The sequence below is a fragment of the Pseudomonas sp. P20 genome (assembly GCF_016463925.1).
GTDB classification, from domain to species: Bacteria; Pseudomonadota; Gammaproteobacteria; order Pseudomonadales; family Pseudomonadaceae; genus Pseudomonas; species Pseudomonas aeruginosa.
Genome location: NZ_JAEMVM010000009.1, coordinates 30,164 through 53,197 on the forward strand (window position 1 = coordinate 30,164; position 23,034 = coordinate 53,197).

Annotated in this window: 20 protein-coding genes; 5 read left to right on the plus strand and 15 right to left on the minus strand. The window is 65.8% G+C overall.

All coding sequences use genetic code 11. The features are described 5' to 3' along the window. Window positions 1-27 precede the first annotated feature (27 nt). The 9 genes from JHD77_RS12770 to mexP form a co-directional block, all read right to left on the minus strand. Entirely contained in the window at window positions 28-1,479 is a 1,452-nt protein-coding gene (locus JHD77_RS12770; protein WP_003092055.1) for a class-II fumarase/aspartase family protein, read from the minus strand. Then, entirely contained in the window at window positions 1,479-2,912 is a 1,434-nt protein-coding gene (purB, locus tag JHD77_RS12775) for an adenylosuccinate lyase (RefSeq protein ID WP_191519412.1), read from the minus strand. The genes JHD77_RS12770 and purB overlap by 1 nt, the downstream gene beginning before the upstream one ends. Before the next feature lie 30 nt (window positions 2,913-2,942). Next, window positions 2,943-3,929, minus strand: coding sequence for an HOASN domain-containing protein (locus tag JHD77_RS12780; RefSeq protein WP_003112894.1), 987 nt, complete (start codon window positions 3,927-3,929; stop codon window positions 2,943-2,945). A 32-nt stretch (window positions 3,930-3,961) separates the two neighbouring features. Further along, window positions 3,962-4,999: an HOASN domain-containing protein gene (locus tag JHD77_RS12785; protein WP_003119554.1), complete on the minus strand. Its 1,038-nt coding sequence runs from the start codon at window positions 4,997-4,999 to the stop codon at window positions 3,962-3,964. Continuing rightward, window positions 4,890-5,171, minus strand: a complete 282-nt coding sequence (locus JHD77_RS12790) for a hypothetical protein (protein WP_161789441.1) — start codon at window positions 5,169-5,171, stop codon at window positions 4,890-4,892. The genes JHD77_RS12785 and JHD77_RS12790 overlap by 110 nt, the downstream gene beginning before the upstream one ends. Before the next feature lie 228 nt (window positions 5,172-5,399). Further along, complete coding sequence (locus JHD77_RS12795; protein WP_003092060.1) at window positions 5,400-5,594, minus strand: heavy-metal-associated domain-containing protein; 195 nt, start codon at window positions 5,592-5,594, stop codon at window positions 5,400-5,402. A 587-nt stretch (window positions 5,595-6,181) separates the two neighbouring features. Beyond that, a complete protein-coding gene (gene opmE / locus JHD77_RS12800; protein WP_003122178.1) occupies window positions 6,182-7,657 on the minus strand; it encodes a multidrug efflux transporter outer membrane subunit OpmE in 1,476 nt (491 codons plus the stop codon). After that, a complete protein-coding gene (mexQ, locus tag JHD77_RS12805; RefSeq protein ID WP_009876892.1) occupies window positions 7,654-10,815 on the minus strand; it encodes a multidrug efflux RND transporter permease subunit MexQ in 3,162 nt (1,053 codons plus the stop codon). The genes opmE and mexQ overlap by 4 nt, the downstream gene beginning before the upstream one ends. Continuing rightward, window positions 10,812-11,969: a multidrug efflux RND transporter periplasmic adaptor subunit MexP gene (gene mexP / locus JHD77_RS12810; protein ID WP_003119548.1), complete on the minus strand. Its 1,158-nt coding sequence runs from the start codon at window positions 11,967-11,969 to the stop codon at window positions 10,812-10,814. The genes mexQ and mexP overlap by 4 nt, the downstream gene beginning before the upstream one ends. Window positions 11,970-12,345: 376 nt before the next feature. Between mexP and gloA the strand changes: the two genes are divergently transcribed. Then, window positions 12,346-12,732 (plus strand): lactoylglutathione lyase, encoded by a 387-nt coding sequence (gene gloA / locus JHD77_RS12815; protein ID WP_003110007.1) that lies wholly within the window; start codon window positions 12,346-12,348, stop codon window positions 12,730-12,732. A 91-nt stretch (window positions 12,733-12,823) separates the two neighbouring features. On the opposite strand, the gene JHD77_RS12820 is transcribed toward gloA, so the two are convergent. Both JHD77_RS12820 and motY read right to left on the minus strand, forming a co-directional pair. Continuing rightward, window positions 12,824-14,041, minus strand: a complete 1,218-nt coding sequence (locus JHD77_RS12820) for an argininosuccinate synthase (RefSeq protein WP_003092065.1) — start codon at window positions 14,039-14,041, stop codon at window positions 12,824-12,826. Window positions 14,042-14,158: 117 nt separating this feature from the next. Next, window positions 14,159-15,124, minus strand: a complete 966-nt coding sequence (motY, locus tag JHD77_RS12825; protein WP_003104269.1) for a flagellar protein MotY — start codon at window positions 15,122-15,124, stop codon at window positions 14,159-14,161. A gap of 132 nt (window positions 15,125-15,256) precedes the next feature. Here motY and pyrC point away from each other — a divergent pair, with 132 nt between their 5' ends. Then, window positions 15,257-16,303: a dihydroorotase gene (gene pyrC / locus JHD77_RS12830; protein WP_003092068.1), complete on the plus strand. Its 1,047-nt coding sequence runs from the start codon at window positions 15,257-15,259 to the stop codon at window positions 16,301-16,303. Next, on the plus strand, window positions 16,300-16,974 hold the full coding sequence (rnt, locus tag JHD77_RS12835; protein ID WP_003092070.1) for a ribonuclease T: 675 nt from the start codon (window positions 16,300-16,302) through the stop codon (window positions 16,972-16,974). Before pyrC ends, rnt begins: the two co-directional genes overlap by 4 nt. Before the next feature lie 178 nt (window positions 16,975-17,152). On the opposite strand, the gene JHD77_RS12840 is transcribed toward rnt, so the two are convergent. Next, the gene (locus tag JHD77_RS12840; RefSeq protein ID WP_003092073.1) at window positions 17,153-17,755 is read right to left on the minus strand and encodes a peroxiredoxin; all 603 of its coding nucleotides are present in this window, start codon (window positions 17,753-17,755) and stop codon (window positions 17,153-17,155) included. 259 nt (window positions 17,756-18,014) lie between these two features. On the opposite strand from JHD77_RS12840, the gene JHD77_RS12845 reads away from it, so the two are divergent. Both JHD77_RS12845 and bfrB read left to right on the plus strand, forming a co-directional pair. Next, a complete protein-coding gene (locus tag JHD77_RS12845) occupies window positions 18,015-18,236 on the plus strand; it encodes a bacterioferritin-associated ferredoxin (RefSeq protein ID WP_003092075.1) in 222 nt (73 codons plus the stop codon). Window positions 18,237-18,445: 209 nt separating this feature from the next. After that, window positions 18,446-18,922, plus strand: coding sequence for a bacterioferritin BfrB (bfrB, locus tag JHD77_RS12850; RefSeq protein ID WP_003092078.1), 477 nt, complete (start codon window positions 18,446-18,448; stop codon window positions 18,920-18,922). A gap of 66 nt (window positions 18,923-18,988) precedes the next feature. Here bfrB and JHD77_RS12855 read toward each other — a convergent pair whose 3' ends face one another. The 3 genes from JHD77_RS12855 to JHD77_RS12865 all read right to left on the minus strand — a co-directional run bounded on the left by JHD77_RS12855 (window position 18,989) and on the right by JHD77_RS12865 (window position 22,770). Continuing rightward, entirely contained in the window at window positions 18,989-20,140 is a 1,152-nt protein-coding gene (locus tag JHD77_RS12855) for an MFS transporter (protein ID WP_003104266.1), read from the minus strand. 82 nt (window positions 20,141-20,222) lie between these two features. Next, the gene (gene grxD / locus JHD77_RS12860) at window positions 20,223-20,549 is read right to left on the minus strand and encodes a Grx4 family monothiol glutaredoxin (RefSeq protein ID WP_003092082.1); all 327 of its coding nucleotides are present in this window, start codon (window positions 20,547-20,549) and stop codon (window positions 20,223-20,225) included. A 112-nt stretch (window positions 20,550-20,661) separates the two neighbouring features. Next, window positions 20,662-22,770, minus strand: a complete 2,109-nt coding sequence (locus JHD77_RS12865) for a molybdopterin oxidoreductase family protein (RefSeq protein ID WP_003104264.1) — start codon at window positions 22,768-22,770, stop codon at window positions 20,662-20,664. Window positions 22,771-23,034 lie beyond the last annotated feature (264 nt).

Sequence of the window (23,034 nt, forward strand, 5' to 3'; positions counted from 1 at the left end):
GTACCGCCGCCTCTGGCGGCGGGTGATTCAGTGGTGGCTGGCGACCTTGTCCAGCACCTTGTCGACGATGGTCCCGGCCATGCCGAGATGGGTCCGCGGCTCGAACAGCCTGGCCAGGGTTTCCTTCGGCATGACGGCGCCCACCCGCGGATCCGACTCGAGCGCCTGGCGCATCGGAATCCGCTTGCGCTGGCAGGCCTGGGTGATCTCGAAGATGATTTCGTAAGCGCTGCTCTTGCCCAGTTGCTTGGCCATCTCGAAGACGAACGCCTCGGTACAGATCGCATCGCTGTATGCATTCGCCGTCCGCGCCATGGTCTCGTCGTGGACCGTGAGCCCGTCGATGGTGTCGGTCAGCAGCGACAGCGCCATCAGCGCATAGTGGGAAACGTCCGCCACCGCACACCATTCCAGGCGCGTGCCGCGGTAGTCCCGCTCGTGCTCGAGGATCATGGCGTCCAACGCGAGCAGGACCTGGGCCTTGGCCAGCCGGGCCAGCACCACGACCTGCTCGCAGCCTTCCGGATTGCGCTTGTGGGGCATGGTGCTGCTACCGATCTGCTGCTGCGTCCAGCCCACCTCCAGCTCGCCGATCTCCCAGCGGTTCAGGGTGCGGATCTCGTCGGCGATCCGCGCCAGGGACGCGGTGACCATGGCCAGGGTGCTGACGAACTCGGTAACCCGGTCGCGGGACACGTGCCAACCCGCCAGCGGCACGTCCAGCGACAGCCGCCGCGCGAAGCTTTCGAGCAGGAGCATGGCCTCGTCGCCGAAGGCGGCCATCGTGCCCACGCCGCCGAACAGTTGCACCACCAGGATCCGCTTGCGCGCCTCGCCCAGGCGTTCGCGGTGACGCAGCAACTCGTCGATCCAGCCGGCCACCTTCAGCCCGAAGGTGGTCGGCAACGCCGGGATCGAGTGGGTCCTGGCGACCATCAGCGCATTGCGGGTCCCGCTCGCCAGCACCGAGAGCCGGTCCAGGAGGATGTCCAGCGCCCGCTCCGTTTCATCCAGCACATCGCGCATTTCCAGGGACTGCGCGGTGTCCTGGATATCCTGCGTGGTCGCGCCGAAATGCACGTACTCGCGCGCGCTGGGGCTGCAGTTCCTTTGCAGCGCGCCCAGCAGGGGCATCAGCGAGTGCCCGGTGCTGGCCACGCCGTCGGCGATCTGCTGCAGGTCGACGGCCGAAAGCCTGGCGGCCTTCGCGATCTCCAGCGCGGCCTCGGGCGGGATGACGCCGACATCGGCCTGCGCCAGCGCCAGCGCCGCCTCCACGTCGAGCCAGCGTTGCAGGCGGCAGTGGCTACAGAAGATCCGTCGGCTCACCGGACCGGCGTAGCCGCCGCCATGGGTTTTAGAGTCAACGATGTGACTGTGTTCGTGCTTGCAGGACGACTCGGCCGGTGCGCCGCCGAAGCTCTGCGGATGCGCGGTGCACGAGGAACGGGCAAGCATTTCCAGCGATTCAGCATCCATCACCTATCCTCCATCACGTACTGGGACTGACCGGGATTTCCTTGGGAAGAGGCGGCGCCTTCGGGCCTGTCGCCCGACGCGCCGGTTCGTGGTTTGCCGGCGACCAGGTCGACCATCTCGGCGGCGAGGCCGACGTAGCCGACGGGGTCGAGCAGTTCTTCGAGCGCCTCGGCGCTGAAACAGCCGCGCAACCTTGGCTGCCCGAGCAGCGCCTCGCGGAACGGAACGCCCTGCCGCTGGGAGGCCTGGGTTATCTCATGGAGCAGTTCGTGGGCGGTCTGCTTGCCGAACTGCCCCGCCAGCGCGAGCATGACCCGCTCCGACAGGATCAGCCCACCCAGCAGGTCGAGGTTGGCGCGCATGCGTTCCTCGCGCACCTCGAGCCCCTCGGCCAGCACCGCCTCCATGCGGGTCAGCAAGGCGCCGGCGTAGACGAACAGCTCCGGCAACGCCGCCCACTCGATGCGCCAGGCGGTGCCGTCGCGCTCGTGCAACTGGAACGCGGCATCGGTGAGCGCCACCATCTGTGCCCGCACCAGCCGCGACAGCGCGCTGACCAGGTCGACCGACGACGGGTTCCGCTTGTGCGGCATGGTGCTGCTGCCCACCTGTCCCGGCCGGCTGCCCTCGCGTACCTCGTCGATTTCGCTGCGCTGCAGGTGGTAGATCTCGTTCGCCACCCGGCCCAGCGTCACCGACACCTGGACCAGCAACCCGGCAACCTCCAGCACCCGGTCCCGGGCGCTGTGCCAACTGGTCGACGGCGCGCCGAGACCAAGCCTGGCCAGGGTTCGCCGCTGTAGCTCGAAGCCCTGGGCGCCGAACGACGCCAGGGTTCCCACGGCACCGGTCAGATTGCCGACCAGGACGCGTTCGCGCGCCTCGTCGAAGCGCGCCAGGTGACGGTCGATTTCATCCACCCAGACGGCGACCTTGTAGCCGAAGGTCGTGGGCAGCGCCTGCTGCCCGTGGGTGCGTGCAACCATCGGCGTGTGCTGGTGGCGCAGGGCAAGCGCCAGCAGATGGCCACGGATCGAGTGCAGGAGCCCGAGCGCATGGCCCCAGGCTTCCTTGACCTGCAGCATCAGCCCGGTGTCGAGGATGTCCTGGGTGGTCACGCCATAGTGCACGTACTCCCCCCAGCTACCCTCGCACGACCTCGCCAGGGCGCGGATGGTAGGCACCAGTAGGTGCCCTGTCTCCAGGCTTTCGCGGCCCAGTTGCATGAAGTCGAAGCGCTCCACCTGGGCGGCGCGGTCGATCTCCCGCGCCGCCTCGTGGGGGATGATGCCCATCTCGCCCTGGGTCGCCGCCAAGGCTCGCTCGACATCCAGCCACCTCCGCACCTGGTTGGTATCGGAAAAGATCGCGGCGAATGCCGGGGACGAGTAGTCGCCCCCGTGTATACGGGATTCCGTAATGTGACTTGGCATTTTCGAGTGCTCGCTTTGTCCCGGTGGAAGTCACTTGACGCTCTGCATCTCTTCCCAGATCGCGTCGTAATAGGCCCTTTCCACACGGAAGTGCTGCGATAGCGAGGTCAGGAACGCATTCTGGAACTGCACGTCCGGAATCCGCCGCGCGATGAGTTGCCATTCGCGCTTGGCCCGCGGCGGTACGAGGCTGATGTGGACCTTGTAGTACTCCGCCTGGTCCTCGCTCAGGCCGGCCTGGAGCAGGGCCCGATAGAGCTTTTCGTGGTTCCCCGGCACGACCAGTTCGGTGATGTAGAACACCGCCAGCCCCCAACCGACCTCGGCATGCCGGAAGGCACGGGCGCGATTGTTCAGGTAGGCGATTTCCTCGGGCATCGTCGACACGGCCTGGAAGTCCGCCTCAAGGCCGATGGCCTCGAGCAGCTTGGCCAGCAGGCGCGGATGCGAACCCTTTTCGTCTTCCTCGCCCAACTCGCCATAGAGGTAACGCGCGAGCGCCGCGGCCTCGTCCACATCGGTCAGGTTGACCAACAGGTCGGCCGCATCGCGGTACAGGCGGAAGGTGCGGAACCACTGGTGACGGAGGAACACCTGGAGCTGCGCGCGGGAGGCCGAGCCGGAGAACACGTACTGCGACATCGGGTGCCGCTCGCGGGACTGCGCGGCGATTTCCTGTTCGAGTCGCTTCTGGAAATCCTCCTCGGACAACGCCCTGGAAAGATCGGCGGCGGGCATGAAACGCTCTTCGACGCGATAGATCGCCCGGGCCAGCCAGCGCCGGGTCTGGGCGGTCGCCACGTCGTCGCTCAACGAAAGGACGTAGAGCAACTGCTGGTACGCGGCATAGGCCTGGCGGTCGCCCTTGAGCCCTGCCTCGGCCAGCGCGGCCAGCTTGCTCGCGGCGCTATCGATCTGGCGGGAAGTAGCGTGGACGGCCAGCGCATCGGCAACGATGCGTGCTTCTTCGATGGGCAGGTTCTGCAACTGCGGCAGGGAAAAATTGCGGGTATTCATCCTGTACTCCTTGTTCTTGTTCTGGATAGGCATCAGGCCATGGCCAGGGAATTCGCCTGCATCTGCTCCCAGAGCAGGTCGAAGTAGGCCCGGTTGATTTCGAAGTGGCGCGCCAGCGACTGCATGAACTTGCGCTGGAAGTCTTCGCTCGGCGCGAACTTGGCGATCAGCGCCCACATCTCCTCGGTATCGATCTCGTCCTGGGTGCCGTGCAGGCGATGGAACTCGCTGGGTTGCTCGGGCACGCCCAGGCGCTGCAGGAGTTCGTAGATACGCCGGTGATTGACGCAGCTCACCGACTCGACCGCGTACAGGAGCGCAAGGCCCCAGGCGACATCGGTGTGCCGCACGCAACGGATACGGTTGTTGAGGTAGGCCTTCTCCAGCGGATGCAGCGCCGGGAAATCGATGCGCAGCGGAATGTCGAAGTAGGTCATCAGGTGGGACAGCAACGCGGGGTGCGAGCGCTCCGGCGTCTCCGCCCCGGCCTCGCCGTAGAGGTTGCGGTAGAACACCGAGGCGTCCTCGATGTTTTCGAAGCGGAAGGCCAGCTCCGCCAGGAGGCTGTAGAAGTTGTAGGAACGGACCCAATGGTGTTCCAGGAAGAAGCGCACGTCCTCGACCGGCGGCGTGCCCTGGAACAGGTGGACCGACATGGGATGGCGCACCCGGCTGCGCGCCTCGATCTCGGCGTCGACCTTCTTGCGGAACTCCTCCACCGGGACGGCGCTGAAACCGGCCGGCTCGGGAGCGAAACGATCCTCGACCAGGTAGACCTGGCTCGCCATCCAGCGGCGGGTCGGCTCCGTATGCGGATCGCTGCCTACGTGCAGTTCCAGGAGCAACGCCTGGTACTGCGCGTAAGCCGAAGCATCGCCGCCCAGGCCTTTGGCCGTGACCGCGAGAATCGCCTCGAGCGCGAGCGTGATCTGGTCCAGGGAGGCACCGGGTTTCAAGGCTTCAGCCAGGAGAGCCGATGCATTTCGGGCAGGTTCCGACATTGTCCGCTGGGAACGGATATTCATATCGGAGGAAGAACTGCAGCATTGCTGTAACGGATTTGAAGTCATTTGGATCACCCTTGTTTTTGTTGTTGTGCGGGGCGACCGTAAAGCTTGCCACGGTGGCAAGGTCAAGCAATGCAGCGGCCTTCTCGGCGGACAACGGAGTTCGCCGAAAGGTGCTCTTCGATAACACTGGATGCGCTGCGAAAAACCCCGAGCTAAAGGCCTGCGAATCCATCGGAGAATAACTTTTAGGGTTTCCTGTCAGCGCCTCTTTCCGTTCACATAACTGTCACCTCGCGGCCGACTGAAATATTGATTTACAAATTCCAAAGCGTTCTTTCCACAATAGCCAAGCGCCATTGATGGCATATGGAACGCGGACTTCAATGAAAATCATTTTCCTATTGCCGGCACTGGGCGAAACGCTACTATCCGACCCTACGCCTGCGTCATGCCCATGCACTCAACGGCCCTCCGGATAACCGGCCTCGCTCAACGCCTCGAGGAATGCGTGCTTGTCCAGAGTGCTCTCGACCCTGGCCTCGCGCCGAGGAGGATCGGTCTCTACGCGCGCCTGGGGATCGACGCCGTGCAGGATACGGGTGACAGTCTTGGCACAACCGCCGCAGGTCATGTTCGGAATATGGAAAGAAAACATCGCAACCTCCTGGTTTGTTGACTCCTGCGAACCATGAGTCCTGCCATCGTGACAAGGTCAACTCATAAATCTCTCAGGTAAACCAAACTTTCAAAAATTCATATGAATAGTTCCAGAGGTTATTCCGCAAACTTAAAACAACGAGCAAAGCCAAGTTCGAACATATAGAACAACTCCGCCCGACAACCGAGATACCGCGTCAGCCAGCTCCACTCACTATTGAGGAACCTCTCGACGATATTCTCCGTGCGGCGCGAGCGCAGAGGCACAGGAGTGACTTCATCCAATAAGAAACGGCGGGCAGCCGGAACGTACCTGAAGAACAGTGAGAAAGTAATACTTCCCCACTCTTCTGAACATTGAATTCCCGAGCAGATACTTTCCATCTGCCCTCTTCACTCATCCATCTGAATGAACTACCGAAAAAGAGTTCGGAACCGACTTATCGATAAGGCGGACAGGGACGAGTGATCCGCGCCAGGCAATCCGTACTCCCGGGGTTCGCCAAATAACCGGAGGACGCGCCGCACGGCCCTCGACCCAGGCAGTCGAGCGAAGGCCGGCGGCCGGAAGCCGCCGGCGGCTGATCAGGAGCGACTGTCGCGCTGCCGTGCCACGCCTGGAGAGGTATCGTCGGTAGCCACGCCACAGCGCCGCGCCCCCGCGCAGGCCTCCCAGCCACCCCCCAGCGCCTTGTAGATACCCACGACGGCAAGGCGCTGCTCGGTGCGCGCGATGCTCAATGCGCGCCGGCTGAGGTAGTCCGAGCGTTCCGCCTCGAGCACGTCCAGGTACTCGCCGTCCCCCTGGACGAAGCGCTCCCGGGCCAGGCGCGCCGCCTCGCGATTGGCCGTCGCCTCGAGCAGGCGCAGGCGGAGCCTGTCAGCGGCAGCGCCATAGCCGTTGAAGGCATCATCGGTCTCCTGCAGGGCGCGCAGTACCGTCCGGTCGTAGAGGATCAATGCCTCCTGCGCACGGGCTTCGCTGGCGGCGATCCGCGCCCGCACGCGACCGCGGTCGAGTAACGCCCAGCGAATCACCGGGTTCAGGACGTTGAAGGACGTACCACTCTCGTCCAAAGCATCGAGATTGCCGGCGACCAGGCCGATCGAGCCGCGTACCTCGACCTGCGGATACAGCCCCGCGGTCTCGACGCCGATACGTGCGGTCGCGGCCGCCAGGTTGCGTTCGGCCGCGGCGATGTCGGCGCGACGCGCCAGCAGTCCCGCCGGGTCGCCGACCCCGAGGGTGCGGAGCGTCAGCCTTTCCCCGGAGGCACGGGCGACCGGCGGGCTGAAGGCCTGCGGGGCTTCCGCGAGGAGAACGGCCAGCGCATTGCGGGTGGCGGCGCGGCGCCGTTCGAGGTCGGGCACGGCCGCCTCGACGTTGTGCAATAACGCTTCGGCGCGCAACCGGTCGAACTCGTGGGCGGAGCCGGCGCTGACCAGGCGTTCGACCATCTCCAGGCTGTCGCGCTGGTTGCCGGCGATGTCATGGACCACCGCAAGTTCGGCCTCGATGCCCTGTAGCTGGAACCAGGTCATGGCAACCGTAGCCGCGACGCTCGCCTGCACGTTGCGCAGCAGGGCCTCGCGCGAGCCCGCCTGCGCCTCGGCGGCCTCCACCGAGCGCCGCACCCGGCCGAACAGGTCGATTTCCCAGGAAGCATCCAGCGCGCCGCGATAGGTCTCGATGTCGCGCTGCTGGCCGGCCGGTGTTTCCACCTCGCCGCGCCGCCGGGCCTGGTAATCGAACGCCGGGCCGCCGCGCGGCAGGAACTCTTCGCGGTTCTCGCGCAGCAGCGCCTTCGCTTCGTCCAGGCGCGCGCCGGCAAGGGCGATGTCGAGGTTCGCCGCGAGCGCCCGCTGGATCAGAGACTCCAGGGCTGGCTCGTCGAACCCGCGCCACCACTCGATCTCCACGCCACTGCCATCGATACCCGCCGGCATCGCGCCGAAGCTGGCCGGTGCGGACGCGCTCGGCGGCGCATAGTCGGGCCCCACCGCGGCACAGCCGCCCAGCAGGATCAGCGCGCTCAACGAAGACCGCAGGTATGGCTTCATGGACGGCCTCCCTCCAGATGCGCCAGGCTGCCGCCGGCGCGTCGCTCCAGGCGCGCCGCCAGTGCCCGTACCAGTACGTAGAACACCGGCGTGAGGAAGAGGCCGAACAGCGTCACCCCGAGCATCCCGGCGAATACCGCGACGCCCATCGCCTGGCGCATTTCCGCTCCGGCGCCGCTGGCCATGACCAACGGCACCACGCCGGCGATGAACGCCAGCGAGGTCATCAGGATCGGCCGCAGGCGCAGGCGGCAAGCCTCGACCACCGCCTCCAGCGCACGGGCGCCCTCGGCCTCCAGCGTGCGGGCGAACTCGACGATCAGGATCGCGTTCTTCGCCGCCAGGCCTACCAGCACCACCAGCCCGATCTGGACGAACACGTTGTTGTCGCCGCCCACCAGCCACACCCCGGCGATCGCGCTGAGCAGGCACATCGGCACGATCAGCAGGACCGCCAGCGGCAACAGCCAGCTGTTGTACTGCGCGGCGAGGATCAGGTAGGCCAGCAGCACGCACAGCGGGAAGATGAACAGCGCGCTGTTGCCGGCCAGCTTCTGCTGGTAGGTCAGGTCGGTCCATTCGAAGGTCATGCCCTCGGGCAGCACTTCGCCGGCCAGGCGCTCCATCAACGCCACCGCCTGTCCCGAACTGACGCCGGGAAGCGCGCCGCCGCTGATATCCGCCGACGGATAGCCGTTGTAGTGGATCACCCGGTCGGGACCGGAGCTGGGCGTCACGGTGACGAACGAGGACAGCGGCAACATCGCCCCGGCGGCATTGCGTACCTGCAGGCGCCCGATGGCTTCGGCCTGCATGCGGTGCGGCGCATCGGCCTGGGCAGTGACCTTGTAGGTGCGACCGAAGCGGTTGAAGTCGTTGATGTACAGCGAGCCGAGGTAGACCTGCAATGCCTCGAACACATCGGCCAGGCGAACGCCCTGGCTCTTCACCTTGGTGCGGTCGACCACCACCTCGAGCTGCGGGGCATTGATATCGAAGCTGGTCATCAAGCCCCCGAGCTGGCCGGACTCAGTGGCCTTCATCATCAGCACCTGGGTCTGCCTGGCCAGGGCTTCCAGCCCGGCGCCGCCGCGATCCTCGACCTGCATCTTGAAGCCGCCGATGGTTCCCAGCCCCGGTACCGGCGGCGGCGGGAAGACCCCGAGGAAGCCGTCGGGAATGCTGGCGAACCTGGCTTGCAGGCGCCCGGCGATGGCCAGCGCGCCGAGATCGGCGGAGGTGCGCGATTCGAACGGATCGAGCATGAAGAACATGACCGCGGCGTTCGGCACGTTGACGAAACCGTTCACCGACAGGCCCGGGAAGGCCACGACGCTCTCCACCCCCGGCTCCTCGAGGCCGATCCGGGACATCTGCCTGACCACCGCATCGGTACGCTCCAGCGACGCTCCGTTCGGCAACTGGGCGATGCCGACCAGATAGTACTTGTCCTGCATCGGCACGAAGCCCGGTGGCACCGCCTGGAAACCGACCCAGGTCAGGCCAAGCAGGCCCCCATACACCACCAGGGCCAGGCCGCTCACCCGCACCACCTTGCGCACCGCGTTGCCGTAGGCCTCGGGGGCATTTCGCAACGGTCGGCCGAGGGCCTGGAGCAGTCGCTGGAAGCGCCCCGCCACCGCACCTCCGGCCGGCCGCGGACGCAACAGCAGGCCCGCCAGGGCCGGGCTGAGGGTCAGCGAGTTGAGCGCCGACAGGATGGTGGAGATGGCGATGGTCAGGGCGAACTGACGATAGAACTCGCCCTGCAGGCCACTGAGAAAGGCCGTGGGGATGAACACCGCCGCCAGCACCGAGGTGATCGCCATGATCGGCCCGGTGACCTCGTCCATCGCACGCCGCGCGGCCTGGAGCGGCGGCTCGCCGTTCTCGATGTGGCGCTCGACGTTTTCCACCACCACGATGGCGTCATCGACGACGATGCCGATCGACAACACCAGGCCGAACAACGACAGGGTATTCAGCGAGAAACCCATCAGGTGCATGACGGCGAAGGTGCCGACCAGCGAGACCGGCACGGCCATCAGCGGAATCAGCGAAGCACGCCAGCTACGCAGGAACAGCACCACCACCACCACGACCAGCAGGATCGCCTCCAGCAGGGTGGTGGCCACGGTCTGCAACGAAGCGCGGACGAACACCGTCGGGTCGTAGGCGATGCGCGCGCTCAGGCCGGCCGGGAAGTTGCCTTCGAGCCTCGCCACGGTGGCACGCACCGCCTCGGCGGTATCCAGCGCGTTGGCTCCGGGGCTCTGGATGATCTGCAAGGCCACCGCCGGCTCGCCGTCCAGCAGGCTGCGCAGCGCATAGGCATCGCCGCCCATCTCGATCCGCGCGACGTCGCGCAGGCGCGTCACCTGGCCGTCGGCGCCGGTGCGGACGATGATGTCGCCGAACTGCTCTTCGTCGCTCAGCCGCCCGAGGGTATTCACCGTGACCTGGAAGGCCGCGGTGGAGTCCGGCGCCTGGCCGACGGCGCCGGCCGCCACCTGGACGTTCTGTTCGCGTACCGCGGCGATCACTTCGCCCGCCGTCAGCCCGCGCGCGGCGATCAGGTCGGGGTCGAGCCACAGGCGCATGCTGTACTCGCCGGCGCCCCACACCACCACATCGCTGATCCCCGGCAGGCGCAGCAGTTCGTCGCGCACCTGGAGGTAGGCGTAGTTCGAGATGTACAGCGGGTCGTAGCGTTGCTCCGGCGACAGCAGGTGCACCACCATGAGGATGTCCGGCGAGGTCTTCTGGGTGACCACGCCCTGCCGCTGCACCTCGTCGGGCAGGCGCGAGAGCACCCGCGAGACCCGGTTCTGCACCTGGATCTGGGCCATGTCGGGATCGATGTGCTGGTCGAAGGTGATGGTCAGGATCATTCGCCCGTCGGTGGCCGACTGCGAGGACATGTACAGCATCCCCTCGACCCCGGTGATCGCCTGCTCCAGCGGTGTCGCCACCGTCTGCGCGATCACGTCGGGGTTGGCGCCGGGATAGGCGGTAGTCACCTGCACGGTCGGCGGCGTCACCGCCGGGTATTCGCTCAGCGGCAACTGGAAGAACGAAACGATGCCTCCGATCATCATCAGCACCGAAAGAACGATGGCGAAGATCGGCCTATCGATGAAGAAGCGTGGGAATGTCATTGTGCGGCCCCCACGGTCTTCGACAGGTCGACGGGCGTGCCATCGATTTCCGCAAGGCGCGGTGTGATCTGCATGTCCGGCCGCACCAGGCCCTTGACGACGATGCGCTCGCCCGGCTGCAGGCCCTGGCGGACGACCCGCAGGCCGTCGACCATCGGGCCGAGTTCCACCGGCCGGTACTGGGTCTTGTTGCCTTCGTCGACGACCAGCACATAGCGCCGGCCCTGGTCGGTGCCGATGGAATGGTCGGCGACCAGCACCTGCGCGCGAGGCTTGCCGGTCTCCAGCCTGACCTTGGCGAACAGCCCCGGCGTCAGTTGCCCGTCCGGGTTGTCGACCACCGCCCGAACCCGGACCGTGCCGGTCCCGCGGTCGGCGGCATTGGCGAGGAAATCGAGGCGACTGCTTCGTCCATAGGACTCGTCGGTGAGCAGCGCCACCTTGACCCTGGGGGCCTGCTCGCCTTCCCTGCCGCGGGTCGGCGCCAGGGCCTGCAGGTAGGTGCGCTCGTCGACATCGAAGTACACGTATAGCGGATCGACCGAAACGATGCTGGTCAGCGCGGTGACGCCATTGGTGACGTAGTTGCCCTCGGTGACCTGGATATGCCCGACACGCCCGCCGATCGGTGCCGTCACCCGCGTGAAGCCGAGATCCAGTTGCGCCGCGTCGAGGGCGGCCCTGGCCGCATCGACCTGGGCCTTGCTGGCATTGCGCGAGGCGATGGCGCTGTCGAGCCGCTCCCGGGCGACGACCTTCCGCGCATACAGCAGCTCGGCTCGCTCGTGTTCGGTGCGCGCCAGCAACGCCGCGGCCTCGGCCTCGCGCAGGCGTGCCCTGGCGGCATCCTGCGCCGCCTTGAACACGCGCGGGTCGATGAGGAACAGTTGCTGGCCCTTCTCTACCAGGCGGCCTTCCGGCACCGTAACGTCCTGGATGTAGCCGGCGACGCGCGGCCGCAGTTCTACCTGCTCGACAGCGGTCAGCGAGCCGGTGAACTCGGCGTAGGGTGTCACCGGGCGAACCACCACCTCGGCGACGGGAACGCTTGGCGGGGCGCTCGCCGCCCCCGGCGGCGCCGATTCCCCGCAGCCAGCGATAAGGGCCGCGACACCTAGCGTCGCGGTGATGCGGATGAAGTGTCTGAGATTCATTGTTGTGCCTTCCTGGTCTGAGCCTGCGTGGCCTGGCTGGACGAAACCGCTTCCGTGGCCGGTTATCGACCTTGACACCTTGGCAAGGTCAACCCCCCTTTTTTCCGACCTCATGGCGAAGGCGCAGCGAGCTTTCGGCCGGTCACCGGGGGCGGGACGCCTGGCACGCTCGGAGACGCAGCGGGCAGCTCGGGAGGGTGGCGGAGGCAGGCCGACCGGCTATCGACGGCCGGCCCAGGGAAGAGGCGAAACGCCCCGTAGGAAGGGAAGTCCGGCAAAGGGCCGGTCGCCGGGACGGGGACGATCCCGATCTCGCAGCCGGTTGCCGGCCACATGGTAAAATCCGCCTTTGACCGTGAAGCTCGAGGCAATGAAAATGCGCATTCTCCATACCATGATCCGGGTCGGAAACATCGATCGCTCGATCGATTTCTATACCCGGGTGCTAGGCATGACCCTGCTCAGGAAGAACGACTATCCCGACGGCCAGTTCACCCTCGCCTTCGTCGGCTATGGCAACGAGGCGGATTCCGCGGTGATCGAGCTTACCCACAACTGGGGCGTGGATGCCTACGAGATCGGCACCGGCTACGGCCATATCGCCATTGAGGTCGACGACGCCTACCAGGCCTGCGACGACATCCGCAACAACGGCGGCCAGGTCACCCGCGAAGCCGGGCCGATGAAGCACGGTACCACCGTGATCGCCTTCGTGACCGACCCGGACGGCTACAAGATCGAACTGATCCAGAAGTCTTCCTGAACGGCCCCGGCTATCGCTTTCAGCAATCAGGAACGAAGAACCCCGGCTCATGGCCGGGGTTCTTCGTTCCATCGCAGGCAGCGCGCGTCGGTCAGGACAGCGTGCGGCCCTTGTTCGCGGCGATGCGCATGCGCAGCGCGTTGAGCTTGATGAAGCCCGCGGCATCGGCCTGGTTGTAGGCGCCGCCGTCTTCCTCGAAGGTCGCGATGTTGGCGTCGAACAGCGAGTCGTCGGACTTGCGGCCCACCACCACGACGTTGCCCTTGTACAGCTTCAGGCGCACTACGCCGTTCACGTTGACCTGCGAGGCGTCGATCATCTGCTGCAGCATCAGGCGCTCCGGGCTCCACCAGTAGCCGGTGTAGATCAGGCTGGCGTACTTGGGCATCAGCTCGTCTTTCAGGTGGGCCACTTCGCGGTCCAGGGTGATCGACTCGATGGCGCGGTGGGCCTTGAGCATGATGGTGCCGCCGGGGGTCTCGTAGCAGCCACGGGACTTCATGCCGACATAGCGGTTCTCGACGATGTCGAGGCGGCCGATGCCGTTGATCCCGCCGACGCGGTTCAGCTCGGTGAGCACCTCGGCCGGGGTCATGTCCTTGCCGTCGATGGCGACGATGTCGCCCTTGCGGTAGGTCAGCTCGATGTAGGTCGGGGTGTCCGGCGCGTTTTCCGGGGAAGCGGTCCACTTCCACATGTCTTCTTCGTGCTCGGTCCAGGTATCTTCCAGCACGCCGCCTTCGTAGGAGATATGCAGGAGGTTGGCGTCCATCGAGTACGGCGACTTCTTCTTGCCGTGGCGCTCGATGGGGATGCCGTGCTTCTCGGCATAGTCCATCAGCTTCTCGCGGGACAGCAGGTCCCACTCGCGCCAGGGCGCGATCACCTTGACGCCGGGCTTCAGCGCGTAGGCGCCCAGCTCGAAGCGGACCTGGTCGTTGCCCTTGCCGGTGGCGCCGTGGGAGATGGCGTCGGCGCCGGTCTCGTTGGCGATCTCGATCAGGCGCTTGGCGATCAGCGGACGAGCGATGGAAGTGCCCAGCAGGTACTCGCCTTCGTAGACGGTGTTGGCGCGGAACATCGGGTAGACGAAGTCGCGGACGAATTCTTCGCGCAGGTCGTCGATGTAGATTTCCTTGACGCCCATCGCGCGGGCCTTGGCGCGAGCCGGTTCGACTTCCTCGCCCTGGCCGAGGTCGGCGGTGAAGGTCACCACTTCGCAGTTATAGGTATCTTGCAACCACTTCAGAATTACCGAGGTATCCAGGCCGCCGGAATACGCCAGGACTACCTTCTTCACATCCGCCATGCCATCACTCCACGGGGGTCGTCACGAAAAGCGACAATTCTACGCAGGGCATTCGGGAAATTACAGAGGGGCGACAGCTTTAGACGCAAAAGCGACAGATTCTATCGTTTGCGCGACTCAAACCGTGGGTTTTCCCTGAAGCGAGGCGGCCGGAGGCTTCGGTGCGGCAGGTTCTGCCGCGGGCGGCGCCGGCTTGTCCTCGGCCTTCGGCGCTTCCGTCGCCGGCTCGACCACCGCCTCGCGCGACAGGTGCACGGTGACCCGGCGGTTGCGCGCACGGTTGGCGGCGCTGTTGTTGGCCACCAGCGGGTAGCGCTCGCCGTAGAAGCGCACGTTGATCTGGCTTTCCGGCACCCCGTTGCTCTTCAGGTACTCCTGCACCGCCAGCGCGCGGCGGCGCGACAGGTCGCGGTTGGTCAGGCGGTTGCCGCTGTTGTCGGAGTGCCCGTCGAGTTCGATCCGGTTGATGCTCGGATCGGCCTTGAGCAGTTGCAGGATGATGTCCAGCTTGGCTCGCGCCACGTCGTTCAGCGCCGTGCCGCCGTCGGGGAAGCCGACCTGGGCCAGCTTGACCTGGTCGAAGTTCACCGGCAGCAGCTTGGCGATGCAGGCCTGGTACTGGCTGTAGACGCTGGCGAAGCGCGCCGGCAGCAGGCGCACCTCCAGGCGATCGCCCTGCCAGGTGCGATGGCGGACCAGCGGGCTGCGCCCCTCGAGCAGGCCGGTGAGCAACCGACCGGCCTGTTGCTGGCTGCTGTTGAACGGCACCTCGCCGCTACCGATGCTGACCTGGCCAAGGTTGATGTCGCCCTGCCCCGGTCGCCAGGGCGGCGCGGCAGCCAGCAGGGTCGCCGACCCGCGCCCCAGCCACTGGGCCTCGGGCTTCAGGCGGAAGGTCGCCTGCTCGCCGGCACGCCGGACGAACTCGCCGACTCCGAAATTCGCCACCGGCTGCGACAGGCGGCATTCGAACTGGTCGCCTTCGACCTTCCACTCGACGCTCTCCAGCCGCGTCTGGAAGGTCACCGCCAGCGCCGGCAGGCTGCTGAGCAGGAAAGGCAATAGAAGAAGGCGCGGCTGCACGACGGCGGGCTCCGGGAAAGCGTCCAAATACGAAGGATGTATCGGACGGCCCGGACAAAACTTGATAGCGAGTGCCCCGCCCCCCCTTTTCCGGTAGCATTTCCCCCCACGAAATCCCGTCCTGGAAGCCCCATGTCCGACCGTCTCACCCTCCTGCGCCCCGACGACTGGCACATTCACCTGCGTGACGGTGCCGCGCTGGCCAATACCGTCGGCGACGCCGCCCGCACCTTCGGCCGCGCCATCGTCATGCCGAACCTGGTGCCGCCGGTGCGCAACGCCGCCGAAGCCGACGCCTACCGGCAGCGCATCCTCGCCGCCCGCCCCGCCGCCAGCCGCTTCGAGCCGCTGATGGTGCTGTACCTCACCGACCGCACCAGCGCCGAGGAAATCCGTACCGCCAAGGCCAGCGGCTTCGTGCATGCCGCCAAGCTCTATCCGGCAGGCGCCACCACCAACTCGGATTCTGGCGTGACCCGCATCGACAATATCTTCGAAGCGCTCGAGGCGATGGCCGAGGTCGGCATGCCGCTGCTGGTGCATGGCGAGGTGACCCGCGCCGAGGTCGACGTATTCGATCGTGAGAAGCAGTTCATCGACGAGCACCTGCGCCGGGTGGTCGAGCGCTTCCCGACCCTGAAGGTGGTCTTCGAGCACATCACCACCGGCGACGCCGCCCAGTTCGTCCGGGAAGCCCCGGCCAACGTCGGCGCGACCATTACCGCCCATCACCTGCTGTACAACCGCAACCACATGCTGGTCGGCGGTATCCGTCCGCACTTCTATTGCCTGCCGATCCTCAAGCGCAACACCCACCAGGAAGCCCTGCTGGACGCCGCGGTGAGCGGCAATCCGAAATTCTTCCTCGGCACCGACTCGGCGCCGCACGCCCGCCACGCCAAGGAAGCCGCCTGCGGTTGCGCCGGCTGCTACAGCGCCTACGCCGCCATCGAGCTGTATGCCGAGGCCTTCGAACAGCGCAATGCGCTGGACAAGCTGGAAGGCTTCGCCAGCCTGCACGGCCCGGACTTCTATGGCCTGCCGCGCAACACCGACCGGATCACCCTGGTCCGCGAGGAATGGCAGGCGCCCGCCAGCCTCCCCTTCGGCGACTTCGACGTGGTGCCGCTGCGCGCCGGCGAGACACTCCGCTGGAAACTGCTGGAGGCCGGGGCATGAGCGAAGACAACTTCGACGACGAATTCGACGGCAGCCTCCCCAGCGGCCCGCGCCATCCGATGGCGCGCCGCTTCCGCGGCTACCTGCCGGTAGTGGTGGACGTCGAGACCGGCGGCTTCAACTCGGCCACCGACGCGCTGCTGGAAATCGCCGCGACCACTGTCGGCATGGACGAGAAAGGCTTCCTGTTCCCGGAACACACCTACTTCTTCCGCATCGAGCCCTTCGAAGGCGCCAACATCGAGCCGGCCGCGCTGGAATTCACCGGCATCAAGCTTGACCACCCGCTGCGCATGGCGGTGCAGGAGGAAGCGGCACTCACCGAGATCTTCCGCGGCATCCGCAAGGCGCTGAAGGCCAATGGCTGCAAGCGGGCGATCCTGGTCGGCCACAACAGCAGCTTCGACCTCGGTTTCCTCAATGCCGCCGTGGCGCGTACCGGGATCAAGCGCAATCCGTTCCATCCCTTCTCCAGCTTCGACACCGCCACCCTGGCTGGCCTCGCCTACGGCCAGACGGTCCTGGCCAAGGCCTGCCAGGCCGCCGGCATGGAGTTCGACAACCGCGAGGCGCACTCGGCACGCTACGACACCGAGAAGACCGCCGAGCTGTTCTGCGGCATCGTCAACCGCTGGAAGGAAATGGGCGGCTGGATGGATGACGACGACTGAGCCTCGGCCCACCTAGGCGGATAACGCCAGGACGTTATCCGTCCTACGCGACCGGTCAGGCAATCTCCCCCTCTTCGGAGCGAGGCGCGTGACCTGGGATGGGGCTGCCGGCCCCCGCGAACCCATGAAAAAGCCCCGCCGAAGCGGGGCTTTTTCCAACGCGCGAAGCAGGCTCTTCTTACAGCTTGCTGGCGTTCTCGGCCAGGTACTTGGCCACGCCTTCGGGCGATGCGGTCATGCCCTTGTCGCCCTTCTTCCAGTTGGCCGGGCAGACTTCGCCGTGCTCCTCATGGAACTGCAGGGCATCGACCAGACGCAGCAGCTCGTCCATGTTGCGGCCCAGCGGCAGGTCGTTGACGATCTGCGAGCGCACTACGCCTTCCTTGTCGATCAGGAACGCGCCACGGAAGGCCACGCCACCGTCGGACTCGACGTCATAGGCCTTGGCGATCTCGTGCTTGGTGTCGGCCGCCAGGGTGTACTTGACGGCACCGATGCCGCCCTTGTCCACCGGGGTGTTGCGCCAGGCGTTGTGGGTGAAGTGGGAGTCGATGGAAACGCCGATCACCTCGACGTTGCGCGCCTGGAATTCCGGGATGCGGTGGTCCAGGGCGATCAGCTCGGACGGGCAGACGAAGGTGAAGTCCAGCGGATAGAAGAACACCAGGCCGTACTTGCCCTTGATGGCCTCGGACAGGGTGAAGCTCTCGACGATCTCGCCATTGCCCAGTACCGCGGCAACGTTGAAGTCAGGCGCTTTCTTACCTACGAGTACGCTCATTCCATGTCTCCTTTAAGCGGAAGGTTGAAGGACGGCACCGCAGCCTGCCGGCTCCTCGTGAAGCCTCGATGGCAGGGGCGCCGTTCCCCGGGAAACAACCATCATACACCCCGCCCCAGCCGGCGCTAAGTCTTTGTCCGACAAAGCCATTTGTCGGGGGGCGAAAAAAACCCGACTAAAACGCTCCAGGGAACTTTGACAATCATTCTCATTATTATTAGTATCTTTTCCAACTCAACTTCCCAGTAGCCAGATCGCCATGTACGTCTGCCTCTGCCAAGGTGTTACCGACAACCAGATCCGCGATGCCATCTACGAAGGCTGCTGCAGCTATCGTGAGGTTCGCGAAGCCACCGGCGTCGGTACCCAGTGCGGCAAGTGCGCATGCCTGGCCAAGCAGGTGGTACGCGAAACCCTCAACGACCTGCAGAGTGCCCAGCCGGTACCGGCGTTCGGGACTACGGCGTTCGTCGCTGCCTGAAAAATATTTTTTATCCCTCTTTCAGAAGAACCGGGCCTGGCGCCCGGTTTTTTTATGCCTTCAATTCAATGACTTAGCGGCAGAACGCGGAAAGAAAACATTCGTATTCATATTCTTTTTCCCTTATATTTCAATAACTTAGGTTTGACACCCTGCTTCGTCGCGGCCAAACTTGGCGAATCACACCCACTACGACGGCAGGATTCGGCATGAAAGGCGACAAGAAAGTCATCCAGCACCTCAACAAGATCCTCGGCAACGAGCTGATCGCGATCAACCAGTACTTCCTCCACTCGCGCATGTGGAACGACTGGGGCCTGAAGCGCCTCGGCGCCCACGAGTACCACGAGTCGATCGACGAGATGAAGCATGCCGACAAGCTCATCGAGCGCATCCTCTTCCTCGAAGGCCTGCCCAACCTGCAGGACCTCGGCAAGCTGCTGATCGGCGAGAACACCCAGGAAATGCTGCAGTGCGACCTGAACCTGGAGCTGAAGGCGACCAAGGACCTGCGCGAAGCCATCGTGCATTGCGAGCAGGTGCACGACTACGTCAGCCGCGACCTGCTGAAGGACATCCTGGAGTCGGAAGAAGAGCACATCGACTACTTGGAAACCCAGCTGGGCCTGATCCAGAAAGTCGGCCTGGAGAACTACCTGCAGTCGCACATGCACGAAGACGACTGATCGGGAACCACGACGAAGCGCCGGCGGCCTGCCCCGCCGGCGCTTTTTTCTTGCCGCCAGAAAGCCTCAGGCGCTGCGCGGCCTGCGCCGGACCAGATCGGCGCGCAGGGCCAGCAACAGGCAAAGACCGACCAGTACCAGCAATGCCCAGCGCAGGCCGATCTCGTGGGCCAGCAGGCCGATCAGCGGCGGTCCCATCAGCAGTCCGCCATACCCCACGGTAGAGACGGCGGCGACCCCGATCACCGGATCGATGCCCGGCTGGTTGCCAGCAGCGCTGATCACGATCGGCACCATCACCGACAGTCCCAGGCCAACCACCCCGAAACCGGCGATGCTCAGCGCCGGCCAGGGGCTGAACAGCGCCACCAGCATGCCCAGCGTGGCCAGCGAACCCAGGCCGCGCAGCAACGGCGCATCGTCGATGCGTCCGCGCAGGCGGTCGCCGAACAGCCGCCCCACCACCATCGCCGCGGAAAACGCCGCGAAGCCCAGCGCCGCCACCCGCTCGGAAGCATCCAGAACGCTGTGCAGGAACAGCGCGCTCCAGTCAGCCACGCCGCCCTCGGAAACGAACGCGCAGAGAATCAGCAGGCCCAGGCCGAGCAAGGCCCGCGGCGGCAAGGTGAAGCCGCCGCCCTTGCGCGCGCCCGCCTTGCTCGGGTCCGGCGGAAGCAACGCGCGTACGAAGAATGGCAGGCTCAGCAGGCCGAGTGCGGTGAGAATGAGGAAGTGCCAGAACGGCGTCAGTCCGGCCAGGGCCGCGGCGCTCAACGCACCGACCAGGCAACCGAGGCTGTACATGCCATGCAGCATGGACATGCAGGGCTTGCCGAGCAGGCGCTCGACATCCACCGCCTGGATGTTCATCGCCACGTCCATCCCGGCGAAGCTCACGCCCAACACGTAGAAGGCCAACGCCAGTTGCCACCAGCCCTGGCTCAGGCCGAGCAGCGGAAACACCAGCAGCATGATCAGGCAACCGCCGATCACTACGCTGCGGCTGCCGATGCGCTGGACCAGGAAACCGCTCAACGGGAACGCCGTGAGCGCGCCGACCCCGACGCCGAGCAGGGCCTGGCCGAGCGCGCGCTCGTCCAGCTGGGTCTGCTCCTTGAGCGCCGGGATGCGTCCCATCAGGTTGCCGATGACCAGCCCGGCCATGGCGAAGAAATAGATGCAAGCCAGGCGACCCTGGCGAGGATTGACTTCCGACATGGAGGCTCCCGGTTTCCTTGCTGGTTTCTCCGGACAAAAAAGAAACCCCGCACAAGGCGGGGCTCTTCGTCGGATGCGCGGATCAGGCGTTGGCTTTGGCCGCCGCGTCCTTGACCAGGGTCTGCAGTTCGCCCTTCTCGAACATCTCGGCGAGGATGTCGCTGCCGCCGACCAGTTCGCCATTGACCCACAGCTGCGGGAAGGTCGGCCAGTTCGCGTACTTCGGCAGGTTGGCGCGGATTTCCGGGTTCTGCAGGATGTCGACGTAGGCGAACTTCTCGCCACAGGCCATCAGCACCTGGGCCGCGCGCGAGGAGAAACCGCACTGCGGGGCGTTCGGCGAACCCTTCATGTACAGCAGGATGGGGTTGTTGGCGATCTGCTCTTTAATGGTTTCGATGATGTCCATGGCTTACCTCAACAGGAACGTTTCGACACGGTAACTCGGCAAATAATGACCGGTATTGTATCGGAAAGCCTAGCGCGACGCTCGGCTTTACTCTCGCGTTCCGTCGACCCGCTCAGGCCGCTTCCACCTCCACCGGCAGGCCGTTGAGCGCGGCGTTACCCGACAGCAGGTCGAGATGACGCTCGTCGGTCAGGTCGTTGGCGCTGACGCCGGCCTGGGCGCGGGCGATCGCCAGTTGCACGCCGGGCCGCGCGTGGCCCCAGCCGTGCGGCAGGCTGACCACCCCGGGCATCATCTCGCTGCTCGCCGCCACCTCCACCTCCACGCTGCCGACCCGCGAGCGCACCCGCACCCGTTGCCCGTCGACCAGGCCGCGACCCTCCAGGTCCCGCGGGTGCATCAGCAACTGATGACGCGGCTTGCCCTTCACCAGGCGATGGTAGTTGTGCATCCAGGAATTGTTGCTGCGCACGTGGCGTCGTCCGATCAGCAGCAACTGGTCGGACGCAGGCAGCGGCTGTGCGGCGAAGCGTTGCAGGTCGTCGACGAACAGCGGCGGCGCGGCCTGGATGCGCTGGTCGGCGGTCTTCAGGCGCGGCGCCAGGTTCGGCCGCAGCGGCCCGAGGTCGATGCCGTGGGGATGTTCGCGCAGAGTGGCCAGGCTCAGCCTGTGCTCGGAACGGTCGCCGTAGGCGCCAGCGCGCAGGCCGAGGTCGATCATCTGCTGCGGCTCCAGGGTCGGTTTCAGCTCCAGGCCGTTGCGCGCGGCGAAGGCCCGCGCCAGGCCGACGAAGATCTCCCAGTCGTGCAGCGCACCCTCGGGACGCGGCAGCACGGCCTCGTTGAAACGGGTCACGTTACGCACGGCGAAGACGTTGAAGGTGGTGTCGTAGTGATCGTGCTCCAGCGGCGCGGTGGGCGGCAGGATGAGATCGGCGTAGCGGGTCGTCTCGTTGATGTAGAGGTCGATGCTGAGCATGAACTCCAGGCCGTCCAGGGCCTGTTCGAGCCGCCTCCCGTTGGGCGTGGACAGCACCGGGTTGCCGGCTACCGTGACCAGCGCGCGCACCTGCCCCTCGCCTTCACCGAGGATTTCTTCCGCCAATGCCGCCACCGGCAGTTCGCCGCCATATTCCGGCAGCCCCGAGACGCGGCTGCGCCAACGGCCGAAGTGGCCACCAGAGGTACTCGCCACCAGGTCCAGGGCCGGCGAGGTGCACAGCGCGCCACCGACCCGGTCGAGGTTGCCGGTGACCAGGTTGATCAGTTGCACCAGCCACTGGCAGAGCGTGCCGAAGGCCTGGGTGGAAACGCCCATCCGGCCATAGCAGACCGCCCGTTCGGCGGCGGCGAAATCCCGCGCCAGTTGGCGAATGCTTTCGGCCGGCACGCCACAGCGCGCGCTCATGGACTCGGCGTCGAAGGCCGCGACCGCCTCGCGCACCCGCTCCAGCCCGTCGACCGGCAGCGGCGTGGGGCGACCGAGGTTCTCCTCGAACAGGGTGTTGAGTATCCCGAGCAACAGCGCCGCATCCTGGCCGGGACGAATGAACAGGTGCCGGTCGGCGATAGCCGCGGTCTCGCTGCGCCGGGGATCGACCACCACCAACCGGCCGCCGCGTGCCTTCAGCGCCTTCAGGCGCTTCTCCACGTCCGGCACGGTCATGATGCTCCCGTTGGACGCCAGCGGGTTGCCGCCGAGCACCAGCATGAAGTCGGTGTGGTCGATGTCGGGGATCGGGATCAACAAACCATGGCCGTACATCTGCTGGCTGACCAGGTGATGCGGCAACTGGTCGACGGAAGTCGCGGAGAAGCGGTTGCGCGTTTTCAGCAGGCCGAGGAAGTAGTTGCTATGGGTCATCAGGCCGTAGTTGTGCACGCTCGGATTGCCCTGGTAGACCGCCACCGCATCGTTGCCATGGCGCTCGCGGATCTCGCCGAGGCGGCTGGCCACCAGCGCGAAGGCCTCGTCCCAGCCGATCGGCTGCCACTCGCTGCCGACCCGGCGCAACGGCTGGCGCAGGCGGTCGGGGTCGTCCTGGATGTCCTGCAGGGCCACCGCCTTGGGACAGACATGGCCGCGGCTGAAGCTGTCCTGCGGGTCGCCCTTGATCGAGCGGATCCGCGGCACGCCGCCCTCGTCGCTCTCGGTCTCGATGGCGAGCCCGCAGATGGCCTCGCAGAGATGGCACGCACGGTAGTGGAGGGTCTTGCTCATGGCTCGCCTCTTCATTGTCGTCGCCGGCCGTCGCGGCCCGGCGCGTACGCGAGGACCAGACGACCGGTCTAGTCGTCGAATCGGCACTATGCGGCGCCTTCCGCCGCCGCGCCAGCAGCGTCAGTCGGCTGAATCGCCAGGCATCAGGCTGGCCGATGGGCGCGGTAGAGGGGAGGCGTGCCGTTTGTCCGGCTGTCAACTATCCACCTGGGAATTCCGGCGCGGCGAAAGCCGGTGCTAAACCTTGTCTCTTCGAGTCCACCC